This window comes from Paenibacillus sp. sgz302191, assembly GCF_057749925.1.
Genome location: NZ_JBYLHY010000015.1, coordinates 136,326 through 151,704 on the forward strand (window position 1 = coordinate 136,326; position 15,379 = coordinate 151,704).

General features: G+C 54.2%; 18 protein-coding genes. 12 read left to right on the plus strand and 6 right to left on the minus strand.

Going from position 1 to position 15,379, the window contains the following annotated elements:
- Positions 1–125 precede the first annotated feature (125 nt).
- The 3 genes from AC3G2T_RS21880 to AC3G2T_RS21890 all read left to right on the plus strand — a co-directional run bounded on the left by AC3G2T_RS21880 (position 126) and on the right by AC3G2T_RS21890 (position 2,898).
- Positions 126–872, plus strand: coding sequence for a response regulator transcription factor (locus AC3G2T_RS21880; protein WP_488436890.1), 747 nt, complete (start codon positions 126–128; stop codon positions 870–872).
- A 2-nt stretch (positions 873–874) separates the two neighbouring features.
- Entirely contained in the window at positions 875–2,236 is a 1,362-nt protein-coding gene (locus AC3G2T_RS21885) for a sensor histidine kinase (RefSeq protein WP_474685427.1), read from the plus strand.
- Positions 2,237–2,397: 161 nt separating this feature from the next.
- Complete coding sequence (locus tag AC3G2T_RS21890) at positions 2,398–2,898, plus strand: C40 family peptidase (protein WP_474685428.1); 501 nt, start codon at positions 2,398–2,400, stop codon at positions 2,896–2,898.
- 77 nt (positions 2,899–2,975) lie between these two features.
- Here AC3G2T_RS21890 and AC3G2T_RS21895 read toward each other — a convergent pair whose 3' ends face one another.
- Complete coding sequence (locus AC3G2T_RS21895; RefSeq protein ID WP_488436891.1) at positions 2,976–3,437, minus strand: Hsp20/alpha crystallin family protein; 462 nt, start codon at positions 3,435–3,437, stop codon at positions 2,976–2,978.
- A gap of 130 nt (positions 3,438–3,567) precedes the next feature.
- Here AC3G2T_RS21895 and AC3G2T_RS21900 point away from each other — a divergent pair, with 130 nt between their 5' ends.
- The 5 genes from AC3G2T_RS21900 to AC3G2T_RS21920 all read left to right on the plus strand — a co-directional run bounded on the left by AC3G2T_RS21900 (position 3,568) and on the right by AC3G2T_RS21920 (position 5,322).
- Entirely contained in the window at positions 3,568–3,792 is a 225-nt protein-coding gene (locus AC3G2T_RS21900) for a spore germination protein (RefSeq protein ID WP_474685430.1), read from the plus strand.
- A 1-nt stretch (position 3,793) separates the two neighbouring features.
- Positions 3,794–4,003, plus strand: a complete 210-nt coding sequence (locus tag AC3G2T_RS21905) for a spore germination protein GerPB (protein ID WP_474685431.1) — start codon at positions 3,794–3,796, stop codon at positions 4,001–4,003.
- A gap of 63 nt (positions 4,004–4,066) precedes the next feature.
- Positions 4,067–4,705, plus strand: a complete 639-nt coding sequence (gerPC, locus tag AC3G2T_RS21910) for a spore germination protein GerPC (RefSeq protein ID WP_488436892.1) — start codon at positions 4,067–4,069, stop codon at positions 4,703–4,705.
- A gap of 3 nt (positions 4,706–4,708) precedes the next feature.
- The gene (locus AC3G2T_RS21915) at positions 4,709–4,888 is read left to right on the plus strand and encodes a spore gernimation protein GerPD (RefSeq protein ID WP_474685433.1); all 180 of its coding nucleotides are present in this window, start codon (positions 4,709–4,711) and stop codon (positions 4,886–4,888) included.
- Between the two features lie 8 nt (positions 4,889–4,896).
- Positions 4,897–5,322 (plus strand): spore germination protein GerPE, encoded by a 426-nt coding sequence (locus AC3G2T_RS21920; protein ID WP_488436893.1) that lies wholly within the window; start codon positions 4,897–4,899, stop codon positions 5,320–5,322.
- 1,030 nt (positions 5,323–6,352) lie between these two features.
- On the opposite strand, the gene AC3G2T_RS21925 is transcribed toward AC3G2T_RS21920, so the two are convergent.
- On the minus strand, positions 6,353–7,984 hold the full coding sequence (locus AC3G2T_RS21925; RefSeq protein WP_488436894.1) for an S-layer homology domain-containing protein: 1,632 nt from the start codon (positions 7,982–7,984) through the stop codon (positions 6,353–6,355).
- A 474-nt stretch (positions 7,985–8,458) separates the two neighbouring features.
- Between AC3G2T_RS21925 and AC3G2T_RS21930 the strand changes: the two genes are divergently transcribed.
- Positions 8,459–9,160 (plus strand): response regulator transcription factor, encoded by a 702-nt coding sequence (locus tag AC3G2T_RS21930; RefSeq protein ID WP_488436895.1) that lies wholly within the window; start codon positions 8,459–8,461, stop codon positions 9,158–9,160.
- 50 nt (positions 9,161–9,210) lie between these two features.
- On the opposite strand, the gene AC3G2T_RS21935 is transcribed toward AC3G2T_RS21930, so the two are convergent.
- Positions 9,211–9,951 (minus strand): DUF554 domain-containing protein, encoded by a 741-nt coding sequence (locus tag AC3G2T_RS21935; RefSeq protein ID WP_488436896.1) that lies wholly within the window; start codon positions 9,949–9,951, stop codon positions 9,211–9,213.
- 123 nt (positions 9,952–10,074) lie between these two features.
- Here AC3G2T_RS21935 and AC3G2T_RS21940 point away from each other — a divergent pair, with 123 nt between their 5' ends.
- The 3 genes from AC3G2T_RS21940 (at position 10,075) to AC3G2T_RS21950 (ending at position 11,970) form a co-directional block, all read left to right on the plus strand.
- Entirely contained in the window at positions 10,075–10,320 is a 246-nt protein-coding gene (locus AC3G2T_RS21940; RefSeq protein WP_474687198.1) for a hypothetical protein, read from the plus strand.
- Positions 10,321–10,456: 136 nt separating this feature from the next.
- Positions 10,457–11,101: a thiamine diphosphokinase gene (locus AC3G2T_RS21945; RefSeq protein WP_488436897.1), complete on the plus strand. Its 645-nt coding sequence runs from the start codon at positions 10,457–10,459 to the stop codon at positions 11,099–11,101.
- 431 nt (positions 11,102–11,532) lie between these two features.
- Entirely contained in the window at positions 11,533–11,970 is a 438-nt protein-coding gene (locus AC3G2T_RS21950) for an organic hydroperoxide resistance protein (RefSeq protein WP_474687196.1), read from the plus strand.
- 125 nt (positions 11,971–12,095) lie between these two features.
- On the opposite strand, the gene araD is transcribed toward AC3G2T_RS21950, so the two are convergent.
- From araD to AC3G2T_RS21965, 3 genes are all read right to left on the minus strand, one after another.
- A complete protein-coding gene (gene araD, locus AC3G2T_RS21955) occupies positions 12,096–12,785 on the minus strand; it encodes an L-ribulose-5-phosphate 4-epimerase (RefSeq protein ID WP_488436898.1) in 690 nt (229 codons plus the stop codon).
- A 239-nt stretch (positions 12,786–13,024) separates the two neighbouring features.
- Positions 13,025–14,158, minus strand: coding sequence for an S-layer homology domain-containing protein (locus AC3G2T_RS21960; RefSeq protein ID WP_488436923.1), 1,134 nt, complete (start codon positions 14,156–14,158; stop codon positions 13,025–13,027).
- A gap of 689 nt (positions 14,159–14,847) precedes the next feature.
- A complete protein-coding gene (locus AC3G2T_RS21965; protein ID WP_488436899.1) occupies positions 14,848–15,300 on the minus strand; it encodes a hypothetical protein in 453 nt (150 codons plus the stop codon).
- Positions 15,301–15,379: the final 79 nt, after the last annotated feature.

The window sequence follows — 15,379 nt, forward strand, 5'->3', positions numbered from 1 at the left end:
TTCCGTCCGTCCAAAAGGTATCCCTGCTTTTTAAGGCAATACCTGTCAATTGTCCAAAGCGGCGTATGCAATCGGGAATGTAGAAAATAATAAAGCTACTAGATACCGGGAGTGATTCGGTCCGTATGAGTCGAATTTTGCTTATCGAAGACGAGCAGCGCATCGCAAGAGTGCTTCAGTTGGAACTGGAACATGAAGGCTACTCGGTGCAGGTGGAAAACGACGGAAAGCTGGGGCTGCAGACCGCGCTCGCGGGCAGTAGTTGGGATCTGATTTTGCTGGATATCATGCTCCCGGGAATGAGCGGCCTGGAAGTGCTGCGGCGGGTCAGGCAGGTGAACGCCACGCTTCCCATCATCCTGCTTACCGCCAGGGACGCCGTTCCCGATCGGGTTAGCGGGCTGGATCAGGGAGCGAACGACTATATCATCAAGCCTTTCGCCATCGAAGAGCTGCTTGCGCGAATCCGCAGCCTGCTGCGCCAGAAGACTCTGCAGGAACAGCCCGAGCAGGACCATCTGTTGAGAGTGGACAACCTGACGATGGATTTGCGCAGCAGAGCCGTCCAGCGCGAGGGAAGCCCGATTGAGCTGACGCCGACGGAGTTCGATCTTTTGCGATTCCTGATCCGCCACCAGGATGAAGTCATGTCAAGGGAACAAATCATTTCCGAAGTTTGGGGATACGATTTTATCGGGGATACGAACGTTGTGGACGTGTACATCCGCTACTTGCGCCAAAAGGTGGACAAACCGTTTGCGTCCAAGCTGATTCATACGATACGGGGAGTCGGATATATGCTTAAGGCGGAGCCGGGGGATAAAAATTTCGAGGATCAGGACGCTGAGCCGCCCTCTGAAGAGCCTTCCTGACCATGAGCCTGAAATTAAAAATTACCGCTTGGGTAACGGCGGGGCTGGCGGTCATTCTTTTCCTGAGCTTTACGTTCGTCTACTTCATGTTTATCCGCATTACAACGAGCGGCGAGCTTGAACTGCTGAAAGAAAAAGCCCATACGCTGCTGCAGCGGGATCTGCCGCATCACCCGGAATATTGGACCGGCACGAATCATCTGGACGAACTGTTGATCCCCCAGGAAATGATCCGCTATGTGATACAGGACGGAACGGTCAAATATCAAATTTATTCCGACCAAAGGCTGCTCAGCTACAAGCCCGTGTATGTCTCGCGGGAAAGTGTGTCCACCAAGCAGGCGAGCGACGGCATTTTCGTGTTCGTGCGAACTCCGGTATTCGATCAGGGAAAGCAGATCGCCACTTTGGAAATCGGCCGCAGCCTCGATAAATTAGGGGAATATTCCAGCACTCTGATTTCCATTTTGCTGCTGACATCCGTAGGCGCCTTGATCGTGGCGATTTGCGGCGGCTATTTTTATACGAATGCGATTTTCCGTCCTTTGCAGCAATTGATCGCAACTATGCAAAATATCGAGAAAAGCGGAACGTTCCGCCGCATCGAGCTGAGCGAGAAGAAAGATCCCGACGAATTGGCGCTGCTGGGCGGCACGTTCAACCGGATGATAGACAGGCTGGAGGAGACGTTTCAGAAACAGGAACAGTTTCTGGCCGATGCTTCCCATGAGCTTCGCACGCCGCTTACCATTATTGAGAGCTACGCCAGCCTGCTGCGCCGCTGGGCTTTCAGCGACGCCAAGCTGCGCGACGAGGCCATCGAGGCCATCTTATCGGAAAGCGCCCAGCTCAAGCGGCTGACCCGCCATCTTCTCTCCCTGATCGAGACGGAGAAAGATCATTGCAAGGACGGGGAAACTTATGACCTGGTTCCGCTCGTCCAGTCAACGGCCGCTTCGCTGCGCGTCACCTCCGGCCGGGAGATCGAAATCAAATGCGCGGCCGAGCGGCTCGAAATGACGGGCGACCCTTACAGAATCAAGCAGCTGCTCGTTATTTTGCTCGACAATGCCTTGAAATACAGCTCCAAAACCGTCATCGTGAACATTGAGGAAGAAACGGTTAACCTTCTTGCGATCAAAGTCATCGATCAGGGAATCGGCATCGCCGAAGAGGATTTGCCGCACTTGTTCGACCGCTTTTACCGCACCGACAAAGCCCGCAGCCGCAGGCTGGGAGGAGCGGGACTGGGGCTGGCCATCGCGGCGAACATCGTCAAATCGCACGAAGGCGCCATTGCCTTCAACAGCCGGCCGGGCGAAGGGACGACCGTCACCGTGAAGCTGCCAAGATCGTGTCAATAAAAATATTATCAGACAACTCTCATCATTCTCTCAGAATTGCTTCCGGCTCCTACTCTCTCGGGCCGTACAGGCTTGTCCGGTAAATTATAGGCGGTTTTTCATCTGCTATACTTGGGCTTAGGTGAAGCGATCACCACACAACAAAGCTCAAGGAGGACGTTATGAAAAACCAACAGAAAGTATACAAAAAACTGCTCGTTGCAGCAATGACAGTTTCAATAGGGCTATCTGCGGGAATGGTCGGCGCCCCTCATGCGGCCGAGGCGGCGGTAACCTCTTCATCTTCCAAAGCCAGTCAGGTCATCTCCATCGGCAAGCATTATTTAGGCACTCCGTATCAGTTCGGGGCCAAATCGGGACAGACGAGAACATTCGACTGTTCGTCTTTTACCCAGTACGTATTTAAGAAGGTCGGCGTTAATCTGCCCCGGACCTCTCAGCAGCAATCTCACGTAGGCAAGTATGTTTCAAGAAGCAATCTGCAGCCAGGCGATCTTGTTTTCTTCTCCAATCCCGGCAAACCGGGCGTTATCCACCATGTCGCGATCTACATGGGGAACGGCACCCTGCTGCATACGTACGGAGCAGGCGGAGTCCGCATCACGAAGATGAGCAGCGGAACGTGGTCCTCGCGTTACATGACAGCGCGCCGCGTTTTGTAATCACCTCACCAGTACACCCTTAGGGCCAGCCCCTAAGGGTGTTTGCGTTTCGCGGATATGCCGCCGGGGCTCAATTCCTAGAAGCGGATAAACGCCTCATGGTAGCCTTCCTTGAGACCGCGCTTGCGTACCTGAACCTGCATCAGCCTCTCCCTGTACCGCACTCTCGCCGTCTTCGGTATCACCATGGAAGGCAGCTTGATGACACGGTCTTTACCGTCCAAAGTACCTGTCACCTTAATATGGTCGGATTTGACAAACACTTGCAGCGCTCTCGGATTCTCATCCTTAGGAAGCCTCACCTTGACGATAACATGATCGTGCGTTTCAAAAATGTCGGAAGCATCGGCTCGGGCAGTGGACGCAACGGTGGCGTCCAAGCCGTGCATCGCTTTTTTCAGCGTGTCCTGTACATATCCTTCAACCCACGTCATATTATCTAGAAAGGTCTGCCCATTTTCGCGAAAAGGCAGCTTTTGCCCTAAAAATTTTTCAAGCTGCTCCCACTTCAACCAAGGGTGGCGATTAAACCCGTTCAAGCTCATCACCTCATTTTCCCTACAGTATATGTGCGTGGTATGCGCATGTGACACCGATCTATAAAGGTACCTCTGGGCGGATACCCACATATACTAAAAGCAATAGAGCCTGAATCGGGGGAGAGCGAACATGCCGTCTATCGTAGGAAACGTAAAGATACTGTCCGTAGGTCCCAGCTCCGTCATCCATTTCGGCGATTGCGTGATTATATCTCCTACCAGCTCATCCAAAACTTTTGCCGGTGCGGGTTCCTTTAACACCGGGGATTTCCCGAGCGTTTTCAACGCGCTCAGCAATACCGTAACCAACGATCCCGATCTGATCGATACTACTGCAAACGGGGTGATCATTTAGCATGAACTGGACGATACACCAAACCATACTCATTCAGCATCTGCGAGTCAATTCCGTATCCAACTCATCCGTTCTACAAATCGGCAGCGCCGGATCTATCCGATCCCTCTCCAATTTATATAACACCGGCGGGTTTGTCGAACCTGCCCCGCAGCTTGGGCAGACCGCTACGAATCCGGTGTCCCTGGTTCCTCTGCCCTCGCCGGCATGACGGATACCGGCAATTGTCAAAAAGCCTTACATACCGATGTGGTAAAAAGAGGTGCTTACTCGGATGCAAAAGCCCATAACCTGGCAGCAATGGACACAGCAGTTGTGCAATTACATTGAGGCGCAAAAGCAGCGCATCGACAAACTGGAGCAGAGCGTCGCGAAGCTGCAAACGGAGCTGAAAGAGCTGAAAGATCAAAAACGGGTGCACATTGACAAGATCGAATACCACTTCGACCAGCTCAAAGTCGAAAAGCTGGACGGAACGCTGACCATCGGGATCAGTCCGGCATCCATGGATGCGATCGACGACTTCAGCGTGAACGGCAAGTCCTTCGGGGCAGGTGGCGGAGCCGGCAGCAAAGATTCGTTTCCCGAGGAGGTTCCTCCGGATTCCGGCCTTGAGCAGCAGGTGTCCAGCGGGATCGAACAGTATCTGAAGAAAGATGTACAGGCCGATATGCTCGGCATAGAGGAGAAATACCAGTATCCGCTGGAAGACGGCTTCCGGGATATGATTTTGGATGACATCCGCAAACAGATTGAAACCCGGATTCGGCACTACGTCAGCCAATACCGCAGCGTCGGGTTCGATCAGCCGTTGGAAGCCGTTACGGCCAACATTTTCGAACGCACCAAACAGGATATTTTGAGCGCCATTGAAACGTATATTTCCAACTTGCCGCGAAAGGATAGTGATTGACCGATGGATTTTCATGTTGAAAACAAACAGTTGTGCGTCGGCGATGTGCGCATTATCGGCGTTTCCAGTTCCTCGGTGTTTTTGATCGGGGACACGGTTAACGTCTCCTTATCCTCCATGTTCGACACTCCGCCGGAATCGGTCATTATCAGCCCCCTCGTTCCGCTTGCCGGAGAAAGGTAGGCGAAAGGATGGCGCGGCTATCGATCATAGATTGGGTCTACAATAACGAAGTCGGTTCGGGAAGCGTCATGCAGGTGGGTGACAGCGTGAACATGGTTTTGAAAACCGGGGTTTTTGCCGTCCAAAGGGAAGTACCGATTTTTTACGGGAATGAGGGCAGCTTCGCGGCCTATCCTTTATTCGAAAGACCGTTCCCGCAGCCTGAACCGGGCGGACCGGCAAGCGTGTGTACGGATAACCTCGGATCTTGCATCAAAGTTCGCAGCGTACGCATCCTCGCTATCTCTTCTTCCGCAGTGCTGCATATCGGGAGCAATCACAACATTCGCTCCGAAACGAGAATCAAAAATATCCGCCAGTTCGTCCAAAACAAGCCCGGCCCGCCGGGAAAAACAACGTTCGTCAAAATAGGCGACGATTCGGTCGCGACCTGACCGCCCGGGCGAGCCGGACTCGGGCGGGGATCGCCCAGTCGAGCCGGACCCGGGCAGCGCGGACCAGGCGCGGCACGGGAGGCGGCGCGGCGGGACGGGGGCGGGCGGCGCGGACGGCGCGGCACGGGAGGCGGCGTGGCGGGCCAGGGGCGGGCACCGCGGACGGCGCGGCACGGGAGGCGGCGTGGCGGGACGGGTGCGGGCACCGCGGACGGGCGCGGCACGGGAGGCGGCGTGGCGGAACGGGCGCGGGCTTCGCGGACCGGACGCGGCACGGGAGGCGGCGTGGCGGGACGGGTGCGGGCACCGCGGACGGGCGCGGCACGGGAGGCGGCGCGGCAGGCCGGGCGCGGGCTTCGCGGACCGGACGCGGCACGGGAGGCGGCGCGGCGGGCCAGGGGCGGGCACCGCGGACGGCGCGGCACGGGAGGCGGCGTGGCGGAACGGGGGCTGCGTTTTGAGCGGTGCAAGACTTGGTACTGACAGAGTACGCGGACCGGCGCCCGTTCCTGAAATGCTTGCTCGCTAAGTAGCGTAGGCAATGTGCAGAAAAACTCAAAAAGCCTGCAAAAGTACATCTTTTTGCTGCTTAATGTGCTTTCCTCGAATAATTCCTGCAAATCTGCAGGTATTTTAGCCGAAATGCCAGCTCGGCCCCGTTCTGGTCGGAAATTCCTGCACTTTCGCAGGCTTTTCCCCGGAACGGGTCGTTTACACCGGAAATTCCTGCACTTTCGCAGGTTTTTCCTGGAACGGGTCGCTTACGCTGGAATAACCTGCACTTTCGCAGGCTTTTCCACTGGACGGGCCGCTTACGCCGGAAATTCCTGCACTCTCGCAGGTTTTTCCTCGGGACGGGCCGTATATACCGCAAAAGCCTGCACTTTCGCGGGCTTTTCCACGGGACGGGCCGCTTGCACCGCGAAAACCTGCGCTTTCGCAGGTTTTGCGCGGCCGGCCGCCCGGGCGGCAAAAAAAGCCCTCCAACAAGTGGAGGGCGCTGCAAAGAGCTCCCCGCGGTGCGGGGGGCTTATTTTTTCAGCTGCGGCGCGATGCGGCTTAGCAGCGACGCCATTTCCGCGCGCGTCAGAGACGCTTGCGGGCGGAACGTGCCGTTCGCGAAGCCGTCGACGACACCCATGCGGCTCATCGCCGCAATGGCTGCGTACGACCAGCTTCCCTCCGGCACGTCGGAAAAGCTTGCCTTCGCCGCTCCGCCGGCCGAAGGCACGTTCACAACGCGGGAGAGGAGCGCAGCCATCTGCTCCCGCGTTATGGATTGATCCGGGGCGAAGAGGTCGCTGCTGATCCCCTGGATCAGCCCGTGCTGCTTCGCCAGCGCAATTTCCTGCCGGGCCCAGTGGGTGGCCGGCACGTCGTTGAACGATGCGGCGGCTGTGCCCGCATCGCCGGTCAGTCCCAGCGCGCGGACGAGAATGACCGCCGCTTCCGCCCTCGTGAGCGGCGCGTCCGGCGTGAACGCGCCTGTGGAGGTGCCGACCATCCAGCTGCGGTTCGCCACGTCCAGTACGGCCGACTGCGCCCAATGGGTCTGCATATCGTCGAAGTAAAAACCGTCCGCCCACAGGGTGTAGTAGTTCCAGGTACCGTTAGCGGCCTGGTTCAAGCTCCAGCTGCCGGTGCCTTTGAGATTGTACCGTTTGACGAGCTCCAGCTTCTTTTTGATCGACTGCTCGTCTTCATACCAGACGGTGTAGCTGCCCGGAGGAAGACTTTCCCCGTTCACAGTCGGCAGGACGTCCGTCGGTTGAATGACAAACGTGGCGGTCGGCGATTGGCTGGCCAAATCAAATCGTTTGTTGCCTTTATACGTCTTGATCAGCTGCTCGATCGTCTGGTTGGACACGCTGGATCCGTTAGAAGCCGGGTTCTGATTCCAGTAACGGCCGTAAAAAGGAATCCCCAGCACGATTTTATCGGATGAAACCTGCGTCAAAGCGTACTGAATGGATTTTTCCACAAAGGACAAACTAGCTACAGGTCCCGGATCCGGATCCCCTGGGTAACTTTCGTCGTAAGCCATAATCATCAAATAGTCGCTGTTCTGGGCGAGAGCTTTGTAGTCGTACGCTCCCAGCCAGCTCGCCTTATCTCCCTCCGGGTTGGCCGGCACCGCCACGGAAACTTCCTTGTCAGCCGGCAGTTTGGCGCGTATAAGCCGGATCATATCCGTGTATTTGTCCCGGTAGGACTTGTTCACATTTTCAATGTCCATGTTGACGCCGTCCAAATTGTTCGCCTTGACCATTTCGGCCAACTGGGCCGCCAGCGCTTCGCGTTTATCAATCGCCGTTTCCCCGGTATTTTCGTTGTAATCGTTGCTTATAAAAGGAACGACCCGTTTCCCTTCCTTGTGCATGGCATCTATAAAAGAAGCATCGAAAGTCTCCGAAACTTGCAATGTTCCGTCCGATTTCAAATCGATATAATTGGGAGAAATCGCATCCAGCGCTTGGCCGCTTTTATCCACTTGTGAGACGTAAGACTGCGGATTGCCCGAAAACAAGTACGACATGTTGAATTTCCCCTGTTTTGCTGCGGCCTCCGCATGTACGGCCTGGTTCTGTCCCGTCGTGATGATCCCCGAAGCGAGGGTCAAGCCGACAGCCGCGATTTTCAAGCTTTTTCCCCATTTTCGCACCTTGGTGTCATCTCCTCGTTGTCTATTTGCCTTCTCTATCATGCAAGAAAGACGGTTGTTTAGCAAACTGTAAATACTGGTCCGGTTAAAAAGTTGTACGCTCTCATTCAAAAGTTATCCACAAACCTTCCACACCACCGCCTCAGTTCACCCACAGGATTTCAGGTTTTATCCACAAAATATACACATTTATCCACCTGCCAAATAGCGGTTATCCACATTGCGTCTTGTTCTTCTCCGTTTAACTTTTTGCCCGCCTGCTTCGTCAAAACTATGACCGGAGGCTGTACCGGCCCAATACATCGTTCAAGAGTTTCATTGGAACCCGGACTGCGGTCCCAGACAGATTTAAACAATATGGAAATAAAAGGATAGAATCGGGACGAGAATCGTTCTATAATGAAGTGTAGGCCTGAAATGGGAATCACTTACTTTCAAAATAGAGACTTGACATAACCGGGGAGGATTCCATGCATGTCTGGAGAAAAAATACTTATCGTTGACGACGAGCCGGATATTGTCGAATTGATCCGACTTTATCTGGTTCGGGAAGGTTACGAGGTTATTAGCGCAAATAACGGGCAGGACGTTTTCGAGATTGTTTTGCACCAGCGGCCCGATCTTATCATATTGGATATTTTATTGCCGGGTTTGGACGGAATTGAAGTGTGCAGACAGCTGCGCAAGACGCATAATACGCCGATTATTTTCCTTTCGGGCAAAAGCGAAGATATTGACATCATTCTGGGACTTAGCATGGGAGGCGACGATTACATAACCAAGCCGTTCAGTCCAAGTCAACTGGTCGCCCGGGTCAAAGCGCATTTGCGGCGAAACTCGATCCTCGATAAACAGAAAGACCATCCTCAGCTCGTTAAATACCCCGGGTTAGAAATCGATTTGGTCAGCCGCATCGTCAAAGTGACTGGACGGCCTATCTCCCTTTCCGCCAAAGAGTTTGACCTGCTGGCATTGATGGCCAAGACGCCGAACCGCGTCTATAAAATCGAACAATTATTTGAAATCGTATGGAGCCTCGACAGTATCGGAGATCCAAGAACGCTTATCGTACATATCAGCAACCTGCGAAAAAAAATCGAGCCCAACCCCTCCGAACCGCGATACATTATCACTGTTCGGGGAGTGGGCTATAAATTTAACAGCTTCTTTGCTTAGTGCGCGGCACATGCAAGAAGCCTTTTTTCGTTTGTCCCGGGCGGCGGGTTTTAGTGGAGCAGCTTCGCGTACAGCTCGGCGGCGTATTCCTGCAAAGGAACGGATACGGCCGCGATGAGCAGGGCGGGGAGCATGTTGCCGACGTTGATTTTTTTAATATTGAGCAGATTCAAACCGACGCCGATGACAAGTACGCCTCCGACCGCAGTAATTTGCACGATAATCGCCTGCAGGGAAGCGTCGCTGAACGCCGTCGCTATCAAAGCCGCCGCCATGGCGATCGCGCCCTGCAGCACAAGCACCGGCCCCGCGGAAAATATGACGCCTATCCCTAGCGTCGAAGCCAAAATAATCGACAAAAACCCGTCCAACAGCGCTTTCGTGTACAAAATGTCATGATTGTGCCTCAGACCGCCGTCCAGCGGCCCCAGGATCGCCATCGCCCCGATGCAGTACACGAGAGTCGCCGTTACAAAGCCCTCCGATATGCCGGGCGTACCGTTTCCCTGCGTCTTGCTTCGCATCCGGTTTTGCAGCCAGTCGCCAAGCCGCGCAAGCCTGTCCTCGATCCGCAGCAGCTCCCCGATGATGCCCCCGATCACAAGGCTGATGATAACCGCTAAAATCCGATCCGATTTGAGCGCCATCGCAATGCCCAAAACCGCTATTGCCAGCCCGATTCCTTGCATAACTGTGCTTCGTATGCCTTCCGGTATGCGCGGCAGCATGATTCCCAGCAGCCCTCCCGCGACAATAGCCAGCGCATTGACAATCGTTCCCCATAAAGCCATGCTGCACGGTTCCTCTCTTGACTGCATCTCTTGTTCATCTATTTCATTCTACATGATCGCGCTCATAATTTCCTCCACCCTTGGAAACCGTATGTATAGGCTATGAGAAAGGAGGACTGCTGCATGTCTAATGATAAAACGATGGACCCGATGAGCGGAGACATGGTCGAAACCGACGGTGTCTATGCCAACGAAGACGGCCGCGAAGTGACCCTCAAGCGGGGCGATGAGTTCCCTGCCGATCTTGTCTTGGGCCGAACGACCTGGGAAATGAAGGGCTTTTCCATGGATGAATCCGATATTGATCACAATTTTAAAGAGAACACGCCAATGCGAAAACAGAAGAGCAGAGGTCTGAAGAGGGTATAAGCTTTTGCGGAATTTTCCGGGTTGTGCTTACAGCTCGGTTTTTTTCTGTCTATGGAATCTGTCCGATGGACTCCGCCCGCCAGACTCCTATGCTATAATATAGGTTAATTCTATGAAAACGTTAGGAGATTTCGATATGTCAGGCAAGAGGATCGTCATTGTTACCGGAGGCGCTCTCGGAGATTGGGTTACACAAGAAATTCGGCAGGACGATGTGCTGGTCGGCTGCGACCGCGGCGCATTATTTCTCGTACGCAGCGGTTTGCGGCCGCATATCGCTTTGGGTGATTTTGACTCCGTATCGGCGGAGGAACTGGACGAAATCCGGGCGGCCAGCCGCGAGTTCGTCGATTGCGATCCCGTTCTCAAAGATTTGACCGATACGGAGATGGCTTTCGAATGGGCGATGGCGAACAACCCCGGCAGCATCGTGCTCCTGGGCGCTCTCGGGACGCGCTTTGACCATTCCCTGTCCAACATCCATCTGCTGCGAAAAGCGGCGGACCGCGGCATCCCCTGCACCATTATCGATGCCTGCAACGAGGTCATCGCAGCCGTCAAAGGACGGACGAAGATCCGAAAAAGCCGGTACACCCATGTCTCCTTGCTGCCCTTGAGCATGGAAGTGACAGGGATTACACTTCACGGCTTTCAATATCCGCTGCATCAAGCAACCTTGCAAATCGGGCAGTCGCTGGGCGTCAGCAACGTGCTTGTGGAAGATACGGGAACCATCGATATCGACTCCGGCTATTTGCTAGTGATCCAAAGCAAGGATTGACTCCTCTGCAAACGGCGCCTTCCGGCCCGGCCACGGGGCTGCTTCCCTTGCAGCCCCCGCTACGCCTGCATATGGGTGCAGCAAACCTATTTCATCCGCTTCACTCCTTTAAATACCCCCGGCACATCGCACCGGCCCCCGTTTGCAAGAAATACCCGTCGGATATCCGGCCCGAACGTGCAGCACGTCAGAACGATGAAAATCATCGTTCGAGATGCGTGCCGACGTCTAACTTTCCCCTCACACTTATGCATCCCGTATCCACATTTGGTACAAACTAAACCGGTCTCAAAAAATTCGAATTGCGGAGGCATTTTTTTTCATGACTCCGTCTTGACTTTTGTCGCTATATGCAGTAAATTAAATTGTATAAAATTAAATTGCACACAATTAATCAAACAAAAACCAAACGCAAAAGGAGCTTGATGACCATGCAAAACTTATACACAGCAACTGTAACGGCAACAGGAGGAAGAAACGGATCGATCGTCTCCAACGACGGCGTCCTTAAACTCGATGTGCGGATGCCCAAAGAACTGGGCGGGGCCGGCGGCAACGCTACCAATCCGGAGCAATTGTTTGCCGCGGGGTATTCCGCTTGCTTCGACAGCGCCCTGAACCTGGTCATTCGCAACAAGCGAATCGAAGTCCAGGGTACCGAAGTGACGGCGCACGTAAGCATCGGCAAAGCTGACGACGGCGGCTTCCAGCTAGCCGTGCAGTTGGACGTCAAAATAGACGGCGTAGACGCGCCCGTCGCCAGAGAATTGGTCGAAGCCGCGCATCAAGTGTGCCCTTACTCCCGCGCAACCCGCGGCAACATCGAAGTGAACCTGAACGTAGTCGAATCCGCAGGCTTCTCATTCTAAAGCCGCACCCGCTCGTTCAGCCTTTGGAAGCCGCCGGGCCCGTCGCTCCGGCACATTTTTGCCTTCGAAGTCGCACGCACTTGCCAAAAAAAGCAGCCGGCTCTCCTCAGCCGACTGCTTTTTGCTTATTTTTGCCCGTAGTAGGCGTTTGCTCCGTGTTTTCTTAGGAAGTGGCGGTCCAGCAGCGTCTGGTCCATAGCGCCGATGGACGGGTTCAGGTTGAACGTACGGTACGCGATTTTCGCGACTTCTTCGAGAACGACTGCGTTATGAACCGCGTTGTGCGGGTCTTTGCCCCAGCTGAACGGCGCGTGGCAGTTGACCAGGACGCCCGGGATCATCGACGGGTCCTTGTCTTTGAACGTCTCGATGATGACGTTGCCCGTCTCCAACTCGTAGGCGCCTTTAATCTCCGCTTCCGTCATAAGACGGGTGCACGGCACTTCGCCGTAAAAATAATCCGCATGCGTCGTACCGAGCGCAGGAATGCCTCTGCCCGCTTGCGCCCAGCTTGTCGCCCACGGCGAATGCGTATGCACGATGCCGCCGATCGTCGGGAACGCGCGGTATAGGGCCAGATGGGTCGGCGTGTCCGAGGAAGGCTTCAGCTTCCCTTCCACGATGCTGCCTTCCAAGTTGACAACGACCAAATCCTCGGCCTTCAATTCTTCGTAAGGCACGCCGCTCGGCTTGATCACCACAAGACCTTGCTCGCGGTCAATCCCGCTCACATTTCCCCATGTAAACGTCACAAGCCGATATTTCGGCAAATCGAGGTTCGCTTCGAGAACCGCCTGTTTCAAGCTTTCCAGCATTGTGTTCAACACCTTTCCGGTAATGTGGGTACTATTACAGTCATTATACACTTGTACGTACATGTTTGTCATACATCTTTTTTCTTTGCGTGTTTTGGATGGACTTGTATGTACCACATTCGCTCCAATCGGCGCAAAATATGCTGCATAGACGCGACCACACCGCCGCCGCAAATCGAAAAAGCCGGCCGAGAAAAAGCAATCTCAGCCGGCCGGCAGCAGCGCGTGCGCTTCTGGTTTTATTTTAAGCGGATCATCGAAAAAACAAGCGTCTTCCCGTCCGGTTCAAGCCGGGTTTCCACAGAATAACCGCCGATTTGCTGCGTACCGGTTTCAATCGCTTCCTTCGCAGCCGCCTTGGCGCACATGTCGGAAAAATGCCGGTAAAACGTTTCGGCATCGTATCCGAACAAGAAATCCGTAAACTTGCGGATGCTTTCCGTATTGCGGGCCAGTGTGCCTTCTTCCAGCCGCACCGTGACGCCGTAGGTCTGAAACTGCGGGTCGAGCCACAAGGAAACCTCGCTGCTGCTGCGCGCTTCAAGCGTCGCCCCTTTCACGGCCTGCTCCTTGGCATCCGCATCCCGGAACAGACGCAGCGTCGTCTCTTCCAGGTCGTAGTTCGTCCCCCGCAGCTTGCCGGCCTCTTCCATCACGCCGTAGGCCTGGAGCATCGTTTTGTCCGGGAACACGAGCTTCTTGTAGCTGCCGTCCTTGGTCGGCACGATTTTCACAAACTGCTCGCTCTCATTCGATACGGCGATCCGCTGCGATTTATTTTGCAGGCGTGCGATAATCCGCAGCGCTTCCGCCCGGGTCACATTCACGCCGACGCCAAAATACCCGTTCGGGTAGCCTTCCATTATGCCTTTGGCCATCACTTCGCCGATGAACTTTTGCTGTCTGTCGGAAGCGCTTTGGAAATCGCCGAATCTGGAAGCTGTAGCGACACTGTACGTCTCGTCTTCCAAGTACTCCGTTTCCTTGAGCAAGTAATACAGGATTTCAGCGACATCCTCGCGCTTCAGCTTCGCTTTATAATCGGAAAATTGGCCTTTGCTAATAAAATGGAGATCGCTCGCCAAATCCAAATAAGGCTTCGCCCAATACCCGACAGTACTCGGTTTAAACGAAAAATCGCGGTAATCCTGCTGCAAAATGCTTTGATTGCCGCTGCTGAGCGCCTGCAGGAACGCGGGTTTCCATTTCCGTTCTCCGTTCGGGTATACATCGGTAAAGGAAAGCAGCACTATTTTCACAAACTGATCCGCCGTAACAGAATCGTCGGGACGAAACGTGCCGCCCGGGAACCCGTCCAGCAATCCCTGCTGCGCCATCTGTCGGATCGTTTGCTCGGCCCAATGGCCTTGAATGTCCGTAAACCCGGCCGCTTCGCCCGTTCACGGCACGGCTGCGGCAGCTGCCACTACGAGCAAGATTAAAAGCGATATCATCTTTTTCAACTTTATCATCAACGACTCTCCGCTTCTCCATGGTGAATTTTGGCGAAATATCGCGCCTTTCCTAGGATAATGCTTCATCCGGGCTTTGAAAACCTGCTAAAAGCCTAGAATCGCCGAGACAAACGGGACTATGACGGCTGGGACTCCAGCCGCAACAATGCAGGAACAAACCACTTACCCCCAACCTTATACACAACTTATCCACAGACGGCAATCCCTCTAACGCAGCACCGGCCAGACATCATGCTCAGAAAACATGTAATGGCATCACAAGCACCCGTCTGCTGAAAACAAAATCCCTATCACATCACTTACGTCACTGCCCCACCACCGACGCCGTACGCAAAAGCCTGCAAAAATACATCCTTTTATGCCGAAGTAGACTCATTTCGAAATATTCCTGCAAATCTGCAGTTTTTATCGCCCAAACTCATGCTTAACCCCATCGTCGGCGGGAATTCCCGCGCAACAATCGCAGGCTTTTTCTCCAAGCACGAAAAAAAGCCCATCGCCGAGGCAATGGGTTTCCTTTTTTTCGTACTGCTGCCGGTTTGGCGCTGCTTTCGCGGCGTTTCCTGCGGCAAGTTTCCAGCTGCAAACTACCCGATTTTCCGGCCGGTCCCGACCAGGACTGTTGAATTGTAATACCGGAGCCACTCGGTAAAATGCTGCATTTTGTACAAATAATCCGCCGCGCTCGCTCCGTACAAATATCCGTACTTTTCCAGCTTCAGCGTTTGGTGCAGCTCCCAGCCGTTCATATACAACGCTTTCACGAACGCCTCTTCCGTCTGGGGCTTGTACAAATCCGTCCCTCTGGAAATCTCGACCTCTTCGATGATCGCTCCCATGTAGTAGGGATACACGTTCACCTGATGCCCCAGATCCACATAAGCCAGCCCCGTGTACTCATAGGGAAGCCAGACGAGGCTGGTCTTCATGTCGCTTAGTTTGACTGTATATGCAAGTCCCATGTTCAATGCTACCGGTTGCGGAAAATTGTTGATTTGTCCTGAGCGGATATGCTCCCAAACATGTTCAACGAAGTTCATGATGTTCTTCCTTCCATTAGACGCTCTAGGATTTTATAAAGCCGGCCGTAAGACCCAAGTTCGCGGGATGAGATAAACC